The sequence below is a fragment of the Pseudonocardia alaniniphila genome (assembly GCF_022524485.1).
In the GTDB taxonomy this organism is placed as follows: domain Bacteria; phylum Actinomycetota; class Actinomycetes; order Mycobacteriales; family Pseudonocardiaceae; genus Pseudonocardia; species Pseudonocardia alaniniphila.
This window is the reverse complement of the sequence record NZ_JAKXMK010000041.1, coordinates 59,438-72,734: the sequence shown is the minus strand read 5'-3', so window position 1 is coordinate 72,734 and position 13,297 is coordinate 59,438. Positions and strand designations below refer to the sequence as shown.

Below are 13,297 nucleotides of genomic sequence, written 5' to 3'. Positions count from 1 at the left end.
CGATTCCTGGACAAAGCAGCAAGCAGACTTGCAATATTCGCAAGAGGCAACTGGAGGTGCGGAATGGCCGAGGATCCCGACGTCGACAGAGTGGTCCGCACCCGGCTGCGCAGCCTCCGCACCACGCTGGGGTACTCGCTCGACGAACTCGCCGAGCGCACGCACCTCAGCCCGTCCACCATCAGCCGCGTCGAGACCGGCAAGCGAGCCCTCGGCCTCGACGTCCTGCTGCCCCTGGCCACCGCCTTGCAGGTGAGCCTCGACGCGCTGCTGAACGTCGAAGGCGATCACGACGTGGTCATTCGCCCGACGCCCAACCGGGAGGGCACCCGGACCACCTGGCTGCTCAGCCGACCCGACGGGCGCACCATGGCGGCGAAGATCCGGCTCGAGCCCACCACCGGCAAGCCTCGCCAGCGGGTCCACCCCGGCCACGACTGGTTCGTCGTCATCCAGGGTCGGGTGCGCCTGTGGCTCGGTGACCGCCAGATCGACGTCGAGACCGGTGAAGCGGCCGAGTTCGCGACCATGACGCCGCACGCCCTCAGCGCTATCGACGGCCCGGCCGAGCTGGTGATGACCTTCGACCGAGACGGTCAGCGAGCACACGTGCACCAATAGCCCGGCAGCCGTCCGAGGGGCACGGCGCCACCGCGACAGCCGGGCCCGCCGCACACGAGGACGACGACGCGCGCGATCACGCCCGCATCCGGCTGGTGACGCGGCGACGGCAGCGGCCAGGGCGACATGCCGATGAGGAACACACCGCGTCGCCCGCGCCGATCGGCCAGCGATCCGGCACTCAGCAGCAGCGCCGCGGTCGCGCGAGTACCCGTTGACCCCTCGTCGTCTCGCTCCCCCGCAGCGCTGCCGAGGACACCTGGACACACCTCTCCGGTCTATCGAAAACCGTTATCATTTATCGGGTGAAGAACACGACCGTTCCCGTCACCGTGCTGTCCGGCTTCCTCGGCGCCGGCAAGACCACGCTGCTCAATCACGTGCTCGCCAACCGCGAGGGCCGCCGGGTCGCCGTGGTCGTCAACGACATGAGCGAGGTCAACATCGACGCCGCGCTCGTCGCCGGCCAGGGCAGCCTCGACCGCACGCAGGAGCAGTTGGTGGAGCTGAGCAACGGCTGCATCTGCTGCACCCTGCGCGAGGACCTGCTCGACACGGTCGGCGAGCTCGCCCGCTCGCAGAGCTTCGACACCATCCTCATCGAGTCCAGCGGCATCTCCGAGCCGATGCCCGTGGCGGCCACCTTCGAGTGGACGTTCGAGGACGGCACCAGCCTCGCCGACCACGCCCGCCTCGACACGATGGTCAGTGTCGTCGACGCCGCCGGGTTCCTCGCCGAGCTCGTCCGCGGCGACCTGCTGGCCGAACGCGGCATCGAGGCCACCGCGGACGACGAGCGCAGCATCTCCGACCTGCTCGTCGACCAGGTCGAGTTCGCTGACGTCCTGGTGCTCAACAAGACCGACCTGGTCACGCCCGCCGGCCTTGGCACGGTCGAGTCCGTCCTGCGCAAGCTCAACCCCACCGCCCGGCTGATCCACGCCGACCACGGCGTCGTCGCGCTGTCGGAGGTGCTCGACACCGGCCGCTACGACCCCCTGCTCGCCGCGGAGGCCCCCGGCTGGGCCGCCGAGCTGGCCGGCAGCCACACCCCCGAGACCGAGGAGTACGGCATCTCCTCGGCCGTCTACCGCGCCGAGCGCCCGTTCCACCCCGCACGCCTGCTCGCCGCCCTGGACGACTGGACGGGCCTGCTGCGCAGCAAGGGCTTCTGCCGGATCGCCAGCCGCCCGGACGTCCTCGCCGTGTGGTCCCAGGCCGGCCCCAACCTCGTCCTCGAACCCGGTCAACTGCTCGGACCCGACGCACCCGCCCCTGGTCAGGAACTGGTGTTCATCGGCGTCGACCTGGACCCCGAAGAGCCCCGCCGACGGCTGGACCCCGCCCTGCTCACCGACGCCGAACTGGCCGCCGGACCAGCCGCATGGCGACAGCTGCCCGACCCCCTCCCGCAGTGGGACCTCGACGACCTGCACGACCACGGCCACCACTACACCGGAACGGCGCGCTGACCTTGACGGACGACGAGGGCTGGACGCCGGCGAACCGGCCTCGCGGCAGTGCGACCCGCACCCGCGATGCGCGCCGCTGGGTGGCTCGAAATTCGGTCGGAGCTTCACGCTGGATGCGATGAGCTGCCTGGAGGAACGCAGCCACACGATGGCCGACTGAGGCGCCGGCGCGCCTGCGGAGCAGAGCCCGGGTCACGAAACCTTCCGCGAAGCCGGATCGAGCAGGGCGGCGCCGACGCCGTCACGCGGAGGCCGGGACCTGCGTCCCCGGCTCGTCGATCGGGCTGAAGATCAGCTGCAGGCAGCCGGCCGCGTACACCCGCTCGACGTGCATCCCGTATACCCGGCTGACCGCGTCGGGGGTGAGGACCTCGTCCGGGGTTCCGGCGCCCACGACCCGGCCGCGGTCGAGCATGACCAGTGCGGTGCAGTAGCGGGCGGCGAGGTTGAGGTCGTGGAGGACGACCACCGTGGTGACCGGGAGCGTGCCGACCAGGCGCAGGATCTCGTGCTGGTAGCGGATGTCGAGGTGGTTGGTCGGTTCGTCGAGGAGCAGGTGGTCGGCCTGCTGGGCGAGAGTCCGCGCGACGAGCACGCGCTGCTTCTCCCCGCCCGACAGCGTGGCGTACCGGCGATCCGCCAGGTCCCGGGCGCCGACACGGGTCAGCGCGGTCGCCACCGCCCGGTAGTCCTCGCGGACGAACGGGGCGAGCGGCCGGCGGTGCGGGGCCCGGCCGAGCAGCACCATGTCCGCGACGGTGACCGGCAGGTCCGACGGCGACTCCTGGGCGACCACGGCGACCCGCCGGGCGAGGTCGGTCCCGCGCAGGGCGGAGACCGGCTCGTCGTCGACGGTGACCAGGCCGGCCCGCGGGCGCAATGCCGCGTACATGGTCTTCAGGAACGTGGTCTTGCCGCTGCCGTTCGGGCCGATCAGCCCGACCACCTCGCCCGGGCCGGCGCGCAGCCCGACGCCGTCGATCACCAGCTTGTCGTCGTAGCCGACCGAGACGTCGGTCGCGGAGATCATCGTTGGAGTCCCGTCGTGCGGTGGGCTGTCATCGGGTCGGGTTGAGCCGGCGGACGAGCACGAACAGCAACGGGGCCCCAGCCATCGCGGTGACGATGCCCAGTGGCAGCTCCTGCGGAGCAAGGGCGGTACGCGCGAGCACGTCGGCCCAGACCAGGAAGATGCCGCCGATCATGGCCGCGACCGGGAGCAGCCGGCGGTGTGCGGATCCGACGCACATCCGGGCGACGTGCGGGATGATCAGGCCCACGAAGCCGATGCCGCCGGAGGCCGCGACGAGGGCCCCGACGCAGAGCGCGATGACCGCCATGATCGTGGCGCGCAGCGCGGTCGGAGAGATCCCGAGCGTCTGGGCAGTGTTGTCACCGATGGCCAGCGCGTCCAGAGGCAGGGCCCGGATCAGCAGCACCACGAGCGTGGCCAGCACCACCGCCCCGGTGACCAGGGCCGACCAGTGCGTCGCCAGCGTCAGCGAACCGAGGATCCAGAACAGCACGGAGCGGCCGGCATCCGGGTCGTCCGAGGCGAAGATCAGAAACGAGGTGAGCGCGTGCAGCACGTACCCGACCGAAACTCCCGCCAGCACCAGCCGGGTCGAGGTCATCTGGCCACCGACCCGGGCGAGCAGGAACACCCCCACCCCCGCCGCGAGCGCACCGACGAACGCGCTGCCGGCGAGCGAGGTCGACCCGATCCCGGCGCCGAACCCGAACAGGATCGACGCCGCGGCCAGGGTCGACGCCCCGGAGGTCACGCCCAGCAGGTAGGGCTCGGCCAGGATGTTGCGCGTCAGCGCCTGCAGGCCGACCCCGGCGATCGCCAGGCCGGCCCCGACGGCGACGCCTAGCAGCACGCGGGGCACCCGCAGCAGCCAGACGATGGACTCCTGGGCCGGCGTCCAGACGACCTCCAGCGGGACACCGAGGAGGTGGCGGCTCACGACTTGGGCCACGGTGTCCACCGGGATGGCGACCGGCCCGAGGCTCACGGCGACGGGCAGCGTGACCAGCAGCCCGGCGAGCAGGCCTGCCATCCAGAGCCGGGTGTGCCGCCGCCGCCGGTCGTGGTCGAGGTCGTCGTCGCGGTCGTCGGCCTCGTGCGTCCGCTCCGCGGGCTCGATCCCGACCGCGCCCGGGTCGTCGGCGAAGGGGGCCAGGACTGAAGCCGGGCCTGGATCGCGCCGGGAGTCCTCGGGAGCGCTCACCGGAGACCGCCGGGGTGGATCACGTCTGCCTCTCGCGGGGGTCGGAGGGTCAGCGCGGCGCCGAGGGCGAGCACGGTGAGTGCGCCGAGGACGGCGGCCGCACCCGGGTAACCGCCCACCGCCAGCCCGGCCCCCGCGGCCGCCGTGCCGAGGAACAGGCCGAGGCTCATCCCCGACGCGTTCAGGCTCAGTGCCGGCCCACGCACGTCGCCGCAGCGGCGCACGAGCAGGGTCACCACGGCAGCTGCGATCACCGCATGGCTGGCCGACAGCACCGCGGTGCACAGCAGCGCCACCGGCAGCACTGGGGCGAAGGAGACCCCGAACAGTGCGACCAGGGCCGTCAGCAGGCAGATCATCATCACGCGATGGGCACGCCGGTCGGAGTCATCGGTGTTGAGCAGCCGCCCGGCGACGAGGTGGCCGAGAAAGAACGATCCGCCGCTGAGGGTCCAGATAAAGGCGAACACCGTGGGCGACAGCCCGAACCTGTCGTTGTACAACGGGGCCAGGAACGCCAGGTTCCCCATGAAGGCTCCCGCGCGCCCGAACGCCACCAGGAGCAGCGCGCGCGCCCCCGGGACGGCGGCCAGCGTGCGGAACGTGGCGAGATAACCGGGCCGCTGACCGCCGCGGTCGGTGGGCCGCTCGTCGCGGCCGTAGCGGAACATGACCGGCGTCAGCACGAGCGCCACGACGGCGACCGCGACGAGGTCGCCCCGCCAGCCCCACCACAGGGCCGGCAGCGCGATCAGCGGCGCGGCCAGCGTGGACGCCAGCGTCTGGGCCGTCATCACCAGCGTCGCAGCGCGGGCCGCGGCCGGACCGTCACCGAACCGGTCCGCGGCCGCGGTGGACAGGGCCGGGTACATCAGCGCGTTCGACACACCGGTCAGCAAGCAGAACGCCGCCACGGTGGGCATCCAGGCGAAGGTCCCGACGACGGACGCCACGGCGAGCAGGACCAACGCCGCAGCAGCCACCCGGCCCGGCGCGATGCGCCCGATCAACGGGGCCAGCGCGATGCCCGCCAGCACCGCGCCGATGCCGCCCAGCCCGCGGAGCGTCCCCACCGCGGCGTCGCCGTCGCCCACGGCGTCGGCGATCGACACCAGGAACGTGCTGAATACCGTGAACGGCAGGAGACCGACGGCCGAGGCGAGCAGGGTCGGCCACACCGCGGCGACGATCCGTCGTTCACTCGGCAGTTGGTCGGCCGGGATCCTGTCGAAGTCGGTGTTCCTCACGACGCTCCCGAGATCTCGGCGCAGATCATGCGCAGGTCCTCGCCGAAGTCCTGGACGACGAAGGCGTCGGACACCTGGTCGCCTGCGCGCGCCGTCGCCGCCCGCTCCAGCTCCCGCTCATAGGTGGCCAGGAGTGCGTCGATCGTCGGGCAGGCCACCCCCAGGTTCCTGGCCACGCCCTGGATGATCTTGGTGCGGTAGTAGTCCTCCTTCGGCATCCGCGGGACGTCCCACTCGCCCGCGCCGTTGCGGAAGACCGGCCGGATGGGGATGGCCGAGAAGTCGAAGTACCGCCCGTCGCGGTCCGGTTCGGAGAACGGGTCGATCAGCAGGGACGCGTAACGCACGTAGACGAGGTACTCCTGGTTCGTGGTGGACAGCCGCTCGAAGGCCGCGACGTCCGACGTGCTGATGCTCTCCGGGCGGACGGGGTAGCTGTCCTCGAGCATGAACTCGAGCAGGTTGACCCCGGTCGCCCCCAGCCGGACGACGATGGCCGTCAGCTCCTGCCACTGCGCGACCATGTTGCGGATCAACGTCGGGGTGATCGGGCCCTCGGGGAAGAGCTTGTACACGTACTTCGTGGGCTCGGGTTCGACGAAGACGGCGTTCAGCGTGACCTCGTTCATGAAGAGTGGAGGGTGGACGTAGAGGGAGATGTTCCTGGTCTCCGCCTCGACCGGACGGTCGACGACCTCGACGGCGACACCCACCGGCTCGTGCAGGCCGCGGAGCCGGTCGAGGGTGTCCGATCGTCGGATGGTCGACCCCGCGTAGATCCTCCGCTTGACCCCCGCGGTCAGCGCGGAGCGGGTCGGGGTGCCGCCCGGCCACCGGGTGTCACCCAGGTAGCTGGAGAAGCTGATCACCTCTGGGTGCGCTCCGTGCTGCTTCGCGTACTGGCACACCAGAGCGTTCGAGCCGAAGGTGGGCGACACCAGGACGATGCGGTCGAGCTGCTGCAGGACACGCCGGTCCAGCTGCTGCAGTACCGGGACGTACGCGTCCGCGGTCACCGTCAGGATCAGGGTGTCCCACTCCCCCGCGACGGTCCCGTATCCGCGGAACTGCTGCTCGACCCGGCACTCGCCGGACAGCCCCCGGTGCTTGTCGTTCTGGACGTCGATGCGGAGGGTGCCCCCGCTGCCGGCCAGCGCCGTGAAGAACGCCTCCGACCGCGTCGACTCCCTGCCTGCGATGCCGACCGCGCGCCCGAGCCGCCCCACCAGGACGGCCATCTGCACCGCGGTCGGACCGGTCCCGGCGATGAGGACCCTCCCGAGGTGGTCCATGCTCTACCTCACCTCTCGTCCGGGGAGCTGCTTCACGTACACCGCGATGTCGAACACCTGGTCCCGTCGGCGGATCGTCTCGATCAGGTGCCATCGCTCGGGGTCGACCTCCTGCATCGGGTAGTTGAACAGCGACTTCAACCCGTTTCCGAACCGCATCGCCACAACGACGTCGTCGCGCGTCGAGGGGTGCAGCCGGTGCAGCAGGTCGTACTTCGCTTCGACCGTCGAGCTGAAGATGACGTGGGTCGCGCGTCGGGTGAAGGGCAGGTCCTCGGCGGGGACGTTCTCCAGCGTGATGTCCAGGCCGCTGCCGAGGAGCTGCACGACCCGCCGTCCGAGGTCGACGGCTTCGGCGTCGACGTCGACACCGACCGCCGAGGCGCCCGTGCGCTCCGCGAGATTGAGCAGCGTCATCGGGAACGATCCCGAGCCGACGAGCAGGACGTTCGAGGCCGGGGTCAGCTCGACGGCCCCGAACTCCTGCTCGATGCACGACTCCACGTTGGCGAAGTACCCGGCGGACTCGGCGCGGCCCTCCAGCAGCTTGAGCGCGCGGTACTTCTCCATGACGGCAGCGCACCGCGCGGACTCCGCACGCAGATCGGCCATCAGGTCGGGAACGCCGGCGGACCCGTCCCGCTCGAGTTCGGTCAGCAGGGCACCGCCACGCTCGTCGGTCACGAACACCGAGTAGTCGGCCATGACCTGTTCGAGCTCGGCAGCGCGCCCGGTCGATCCGTCGTACCCGTCTGCCGCCGCGCGGAACCGCCGTCGGTACTCGTGCAACGACAGGAGCAGCTCTCGGGCGCCGCCCGAGAGCGCGGGAAACGTGTCAGGCATGGACGTACGCCGTCCCCTCGGCCACGATGGCGACCCGTCCGCCGACCCGCACCGCCGTCACGCCGCGAGCATCGTGATCCGCCTGGACATGCATCGTCCCCCCGGGCTGGTGCACGCTCGTCCGCACCGGGCCTCGTGCCTTCGTCGCCAGGTAGGCGCCGACCGATGCCGTTCCGGATCCGCAGCTGCGCTCCCACACGACGCTGCTCAGCGAGGGCACGTTGACGAGGGGAGCCAGCTCCCGCCGGCCGGGGTCGTAGAGCATGACACCGATCAGGGGCACCCCGGCGGTCGCTCCCAGCCGCGTGGCCACGGCCTGCGCCCGGTCCCTGGTCTCCTGGTCGAGCCGGTCGGACTCGATCACGACGTGCAGCGAGTCGCGGTACCGGACCAGGGCGGACCGGCCGGTGTCCAGGCCCGGGATCGGGTACGGCTCGACTCGCAGCGGCAGTGGCATCGCGAGCCGGCAGTAGTAGTCGGGGTCCTGGCGCTCCACCCGGCACGTCACGAACTCGTCCGCCCCCGACGCCTCCAGGACGACGTCCGTCCGGTCGTCGACGCCCAAACCCAGCTCCGCGGCCGTCAGCGCGGCGAGCGCCATGCAGGCGTTGCCGCAGAACTCGTCGCCGGCCATGTGCAGGCGGACCTGCGCCGCGGGCGACCTCGGGGTCCGGACGAACCCGACCTGTTCGGCGTGCACGTGCCCCACGGAGAGGAGCTCGGCCGCGATGGGCCGGTAGTCCCGGACCGGATGCCGGCTCCTGACCAGCAGCGTCATGTTCTGCGTCGGGCTCAGTTTCACGAAGTCGATCTCTATGGCAGCCTTCCGGCCGGGACCCGTCGGTGCCGGTGTGGCGAGCGCGCACCGGTGCCCACCGGCCCCCCGTGGCTGCCCCGTCACCGGAGATCTGGGACGCGCTGCTCCTTTCCGGGTGAGTCCGGCCAGCGGCCGGGTCCGTCTCGGGGCCCCGGGCCGCCTCACGGACCGGCCAGCCGGGCGGCCATCAGCTCGAGCCCGTCGATGGCCAGCGGGCCGGGGGAGGTGTAGTAGTAGTTGAGCGGCAGCAGCGCCGCGTCGTCGGCGACCGACGGGATCCCGGCGAGCTCGGGCCGGCTGCGCAACTCCGCGACCACGTCCTGATCGGTCTCCAATGCCGACGAGCCCGTGGGCAGGAAAATCGCGAAGACCAGGTCGGGTGCCCCGTTGACCAGCTCCTCCGTGGTCGGCTCGAAGTAGCGCTTCGCCACGCCGCCGAACACGTTGTCCAGTCCCAGCAACGTCATCTGCTCCGACACCAGCGACTGGCCGCCGTAGGAGCCCAGAGGGCCCTCGGCCCTCACGTACAGGGGGACCGCGCGCCGTTCCGACTGCGCGCCCGCCTGCTCCGTGGCCGCCGCGACGCGGTCCCGCATGCCCGCCACCGCACCCGCTGCCACCTGCTCGGTCCCGAACACCCGTCCGTAGGTCTCGACATCCCGGTAGATCAGGTCGAACCCGCTCAGCCCGGCCGTCGTCCGTCCCTCGATACCCGCGCAGTAGCCGCTCACCGTCAGCAGCTGCACCCCGGCCTGGGCCAGGCGATCCGCCAGGCCGTCGAGGTCGACCCCCGCACCGATGTCGGTGCCGATGGCGACGTCGACCCCCGTATTGATGATCGCCTCGAACGAGAGGGCGTGCGAGTCCTCGATGACGTGCTCCGCACCCTCGACCACGGTCTTCGTCGCCGCGTCGAACGGCACCGCGAGGCTCCCGGCGTAGTGCGTCACCTTGTCGCCCACGCCTGCGGCGACCAGCAACGACGGCGCCTCCGAGCCGATGGCCAGCACCCGCTCCGGTGGCGAGTCGAACACGACCTCCCGACCACAGCTGTCCACAGTGATCGGCCCCGCAGCAGAGGCACCTGCCGACCCAGCTGCGGCGCCGCGGTCGGTTTCGGCCGGCGCGCCACAACCGGTCGCCACGGTCATGACCAGGCCGGCCACGACAGCGACACAGGGCGCGAGACGTCTCATCGGTCGAACACTCCGTTCTCGTTCTCGTTCGCGGTTCTCATCGGCGCACGGCACGGCGCTGGCGCCCGCCGCACCATCCCGCCGATCACCGGAAACCGGCGGCCCGGCCCGTAGGCACCTGCGGCGCGTCGTCACCGCCGCAACCGCGCGAAGCCTAGATCAAAGTAAAGATAATCATTATCAATGTCAAAGGGCCGCTAGCCGACCGGGCGGTGCGTCGCGGCGGCGGCGCACCGCATGCTGATGGCCGCTCGCCGACCAGAGGAGTACTGATGACCGTCGCCACCCCCGGCACTCCGGCCGGAGCCGTGCCCGAGGACCTGCTTGGCCGGACCGGGCTGCTCCCCGAACGGTGCGCGGACTCACGTGCCGCCGCCCTGGTCGAGCGGGACGGCGCGGCCATCCTGACCGGACGGCCGGGTGACCCCCGTGATCTCGTCCTGGCCGCCGCCGACCTGCTCGGCACCCGGCTGCGGACCGTGTTCCCCGTGCGGCACAAGACCGAGGAGGACGCCGGACCGCTGCCGCTGCACTCCGACGGCGCGAACGTCGTCGTCGACGTGCACGGCCGCGCGGTGCGACTGCGCGACCCCGACGAGGACTACCTGCTCCAGCTCTGCCAGGCGCCGGCTCCATCCGGCGGGTACTCGATCGTCGTCGACGGCTACCGGCTGCTCAAACGGCTCCGGACCGACCATCCCGAGCTGTACGCGTTCCTGACCACTGCGGACGTCGACTTCTTCGGCCCGAGTGTGACCGCCCGCGGCGTCCCGCCGACCCCGGTGGTCCGCCGCTTCGTCGAGTACACCCGGGGCGGTCGCCTGATCGTGCGGGCCAGCACCAGCGCCGCGCCGGCGCCACAGGAACCGGACGCTGCCGCACACAGCCGGATGCTCCGGTCCTACGCCGACGTGCTGACCACTGCGGCCGCCGCCGCTCCGCGCTTCCGGTTGGAGGCGGGCGAGATCCTCGTGGTCGACAACTACCGCATGCTCCACGGCCGGGACGGCTTCCGTGGACGGCGATCCATGCACATCCTCACGGTCCTGTCCTCGCATGCATGGTGACCCGTCCGGCGCCGGCATCCACCGCGCAGAGCGGCCGGGCCGGGGCGCCGCCTACGGGTAGACGTCGGCGGCGAAGCGTCGGCCACGGCAATGCAGACGGGCCGTCGCGCGGACGGCGCGAAACCGCGTTCGTCGAGGGGCGATCGTCGGACCGTTAGCAGTCCGATCATCTCGGCCGGCACGACCTACTTGAGTCGACGCACTGCGCCCACCATAATGACAACGATATTCATATATCGGCCCGATGGAGGCACCGTAGACACCCCTGCAACGGCGGATCTCCGACCGATGCCCGGACACCTCGCCTAGTCTGTGCCGCGGCTCGGCAGGGGCACGACCTTGATCGCCTCGACGCTAGATGGCGGCGCCGGTTGACAACCAGGCGGATGCACCGTCAGCAAAGCCGGGCGACCCGTCCCAATTCAGCTCGCCCGCCAGTGGGGCTTTGAGGCCCGGCTGTCCTGGTGGTGATCACGGTGACCGCCCCGCTGCAGGACGGGCTGTGGGGCGAACCCACCGCCGCCCCGACGCCGACGACGCGGCGCAGCGAGATCAACGACGTGGAGCTGGTGGCCTCCGTGGTCCGGGCCGCGCTGGCCCGCGGGTCCGTCCTCACCGGACCGGCCGAGCCGGTCTAGCTGCGCGACGCCGCCCCCGCCGGGAAAGGCCACGAGGTCGTGGTGGAGCCGGTACCCGCTTACGAGCAGGACACCGTGCGGCAGTTGCTGGACTCCGGGCACCTGAGCACCGGCGGGATCCACCAGGTCCGCTACGGCCGAAACGACGGCCCCACCCACTCCGTACTGGTCCCGAAAGCGACCCGCACGATGGTCAACCGGTGGGCCGCCCTCCGGCCGCTGACCAGCCGCCCCACCCACACCAGCGCACCCGCACCCGCACCGCACAAGCCCACCGAGCGCAAGCCCACCGAGCGCAAGCCCACGGGTGCGGGTAGCAGGCCGGGGAAGCGGCCCTCGTGCGGGCGGCTCCTGGTCGACGTAGTGCGCCCCGGCCTGGGACTGGTCACCTGCGGCGGCGGGGACTTCTCCGGCTCCATCGTCCGCCAGGACGGCCACTACCTCGTCGAGACCGAACACGGACAGGCCATCGGCCGCGCCGCCTCCTACCACGCCGGCGCACAGCGGCTGGCCCGCCACCACGGCTACACCCCGGGCCCCGGTCGAGATCGAACACGAGAAAGACCTCGCCTGAACCCCCGCCGAGCGCGGTGGCCGACGCTTCGCCGCTACGCCGAAGCCTTCCCCACCTGCGCAGCTGCGCGAGCTGGTGGGGTTCGGTGGCCCGCAGCGCCTCGAGGATCGTGGCGGCGGCGTCGAACAGCCACATCCGTCTGCGCGACGGCCTGACCCGGCCGGGCCGCACCGCTTGAGATGCACAACTGTCGGTGTCGTCTCCCATACTCCCGGGAGGGGCGAAACGGGGGGAAATCGATGGCGCCGGAAGCTTGGCCGCGGCGGCAGCGCGCCGCAGGGTGGTGGCTGGTTCGGCTGGTCGAGGTCGCGATCGGGATGTGGGTCACGTCGGTCCTGGTCGCCGGGCTGACGCTGGCGCCGTGGCCCGAGGTCGTGCTGGCGGCGACGGCCTACCAGGCTCTGCTCACCCTGGCGAGGAGAGCGCTGGCCGTGCTGGACGGGGTGGACCGGGCTCTCGCAGAGCGCGCCCTCGACGTCTGGTCGGACTCGTCGGAGTGGCTGTACATCTCGATGGCCGGGACGTGGTGGGTGTTCCGCCTGGCGGTTCACGGCGCGCTGCGCGTCGGTCTGCTATGGGCGGTCGTCCAGGCGCTGGGCACGATCGGCCTGTCGAGCCGGCTGGAAGGCTTCTGGCCGACCATCGCCGCAGCCGTAGTGCTGTTTGCCGGTGCCGGGCTGGTCCGGTTCCTGCGTCTGGTCGCCATGGCGTTGCTCATGCGGAGCCGACGCTCCCAGCTGTCGTGGTCCGTCGCCGAGCTCCCTCTCACCGCACTTGCGCTCGGCGGCGGGGTACTGCTTCTGCCGGGCGTCGAGCTCGCCGCAGGCCTCAGTGTGCAGCTGCTGACAGTGGGTGTCCTGGCCACGGCGATCACATCCGTCCGGCTGGAGCTCAGCGTCCCGTTCCTGGTGCTGCCGAGCACATTCGCGACCAACGCGCTGAAGCTGTGGCTCGTCGGGCTGCTCAGCGGCTGGATGACGGTCCCGCTGCGGATCGACGGGCTGCTGTCCCTCACAGCGCTGGCCCTACTGGTCACGGCGCTCGCCTGGCCCGCGGTGCGGGCACGGCGGGCGAGGCAGGCCCGGCAACAAGCGCTGGACGCGATGACACAGCACCAGCAGATGATGGAGATGCACCAGAAGGCCTAACCGGGTTGTCCACAAAGCCGGAGTCCACATCGGAGGGTGCCCCGGTCCGAGCCGCGGGATACGTATTGCGCGGTGCATTGTGTCCGGAAGCCCAGCCGACGGTGCCCGCGAACCACGGTGAGGGCACCGGCACCCCGCAGCGGCCGCC

General features: G+C 71.5%; 13 protein-coding genes. 6 read left to right on the top strand and 7 right to left on the bottom strand.

From position 1 onward, the window contains the following. Positions 1 to 63: 63 nt before the first annotated feature. Together MMF94_RS36840 and MMF94_RS36835 are read left to right on the top strand one after the other, a co-directional pair. Entirely contained in the window at positions 64 to 621 is a 558-nt protein-coding gene (locus tag MMF94_RS36840) for a helix-turn-helix domain-containing protein (protein WP_241042102.1), read from the top strand. 305 nt (positions 622 to 926) lie between these two features. Beyond that, positions 927 to 2,093, top strand: a complete 1,167-nt coding sequence (locus MMF94_RS36835; RefSeq protein ID WP_241042101.1) for a GTP-binding protein — start codon at positions 927 to 929, stop codon at positions 2,091 to 2,093. A gap of 241 nt (positions 2,094 to 2,334) precedes the next feature. Here the strand turns inward: MMF94_RS36835 and MMF94_RS36830 are convergent, their stop codons facing one another. The 7 genes from MMF94_RS36830 to MMF94_RS36800 all read right to left on the bottom strand — a co-directional run bounded on the left by MMF94_RS36830 (position 2,335) and on the right by MMF94_RS36800 (position 9,560). Then, positions 2,335 to 3,123, bottom strand: coding sequence for an ABC transporter ATP-binding protein (locus tag MMF94_RS36830; protein ID WP_241042100.1), 789 nt, complete (start codon positions 3,121 to 3,123; stop codon positions 2,335 to 2,337). A gap of 28 nt (positions 3,124 to 3,151) precedes the next feature. Then, complete coding sequence (locus MMF94_RS36825; protein ID WP_379660534.1) at positions 3,152 to 4,243, bottom strand: FecCD family ABC transporter permease; 1,092 nt, start codon at positions 4,241 to 4,243, stop codon at positions 3,152 to 3,154. Positions 4,244 to 4,323: 80 nt separating this feature from the next. Continuing rightward, positions 4,324 to 5,574 (bottom strand): MFS transporter, encoded by a 1,251-nt coding sequence (locus tag MMF94_RS36820; RefSeq protein WP_241042098.1) that lies wholly within the window; start codon positions 5,572 to 5,574, stop codon positions 4,324 to 4,326. Next, complete coding sequence (locus tag MMF94_RS36815) at positions 5,571 to 6,866, bottom strand: opine metallophore biosynthesis dehydrogenase (protein WP_241042097.1); 1,296 nt, start codon at positions 6,864 to 6,866, stop codon at positions 5,571 to 5,573. The genes MMF94_RS36820 and MMF94_RS36815 overlap by 4 nt, the downstream gene beginning before the upstream one ends. A gap of 3 nt (positions 6,867 to 6,869) precedes the next feature. After that, on the bottom strand, positions 6,870 to 7,709 hold the full coding sequence (locus MMF94_RS36810; RefSeq protein ID WP_241042096.1) for a class I SAM-dependent methyltransferase: 840 nt from the start codon (positions 7,707 to 7,709) through the stop codon (positions 6,870 to 6,872). Beyond that, positions 7,702 to 8,511, bottom strand: a complete 810-nt coding sequence (locus tag MMF94_RS36805) for a histidine racemase CntK family protein (protein ID WP_241042095.1) — start codon at positions 8,509 to 8,511, stop codon at positions 7,702 to 7,704. The genes MMF94_RS36810 and MMF94_RS36805 overlap by 8 nt, the downstream gene beginning before the upstream one ends. A gap of 176 nt (positions 8,512 to 8,687) precedes the next feature. Then, positions 8,688 to 9,560: an ABC transporter substrate-binding protein gene (locus MMF94_RS36800; protein WP_241042094.1), complete on the bottom strand. Its 873-nt coding sequence runs from the start codon at positions 9,558 to 9,560 to the stop codon at positions 8,688 to 8,690. A 434-nt stretch (positions 9,561 to 9,994) separates the two neighbouring features. Here MMF94_RS36800 and MMF94_RS36795 point away from each other — a divergent pair, with 434 nt between their 5' ends. The 4 genes from MMF94_RS36795 (at position 9,995) to MMF94_RS36780 (ending at position 13,149) form a co-directional block, all read left to right on the top strand. Beyond that, positions 9,995 to 10,789: a TauD/TfdA family dioxygenase gene (locus MMF94_RS36795; protein ID WP_241042093.1), complete on the top strand. Its 795-nt coding sequence runs from the start codon at positions 9,995 to 9,997 to the stop codon at positions 10,787 to 10,789. 476 nt (positions 10,790 to 11,265) lie between these two features. Further along, positions 11,266 to 11,427: a hypothetical protein gene (locus MMF94_RS36790; RefSeq protein ID WP_241042092.1), complete on the top strand. Its 162-nt coding sequence runs from the start codon at positions 11,266 to 11,268 to the stop codon at positions 11,425 to 11,427. Between the two features lie 42 nt (positions 11,428 to 11,469). Then, positions 11,470 to 12,156, top strand: a complete 687-nt coding sequence (locus tag MMF94_RS36785) for a hypothetical protein (protein ID WP_241042091.1) — start codon at positions 11,470 to 11,472, stop codon at positions 12,154 to 12,156. A gap of 84 nt (positions 12,157 to 12,240) precedes the next feature. Next, the gene (locus tag MMF94_RS36780) at positions 12,241 to 13,149 is read left to right on the top strand and encodes a hypothetical protein (RefSeq protein ID WP_241042090.1); all 909 of its coding nucleotides are present in this window, start codon (positions 12,241 to 12,243) and stop codon (positions 13,147 to 13,149) included. The last annotated feature ends 148 nt before the right edge of the window (positions 13,150 to 13,297 follow it).

Excerpts from the sequence above, each read along its gene's own strand:
- MMF94_RS36830 (WP_241042100.1), bottom strand. The coding sequence starts at position 3,123 with ATGATCTCCGCGACCGACGTCTCGGTCGGCTACGACGACAAGCTGGTG.
- MMF94_RS36780 (WP_241042090.1), top strand. The coding sequence starts at position 12,241 with ATGGCGCCGGAAGCTTGGCCGCGGCGGCAGCGCGCCGCAGGGTGGTGG.
- MMF94_RS36795 (WP_241042093.1), top strand. The coding sequence starts at position 9,995 with ATGACCGTCGCCACCCCCGGCACTCCGGCCGGAGCCGTGCCCGAGGAC.
- MMF94_RS36815 (WP_241042097.1), bottom strand. The coding sequence starts at position 6,866 with ATGGACCACCTCGGGAGGGTCCTCATCGCCGGGACCGGTCCGACCGCG.
- MMF94_RS36810 (WP_241042096.1), bottom strand. The coding sequence starts at position 7,709 with ATGCCTGACACGTTTCCCGCGCTCTCGGGCGGCGCCCGAGAGCTGCTC.
- MMF94_RS36840 (WP_241042102.1), top strand. The coding sequence starts at position 64 with ATGGCCGAGGATCCCGACGTCGACAGAGTGGTCCGCACCCGGCTGCGC.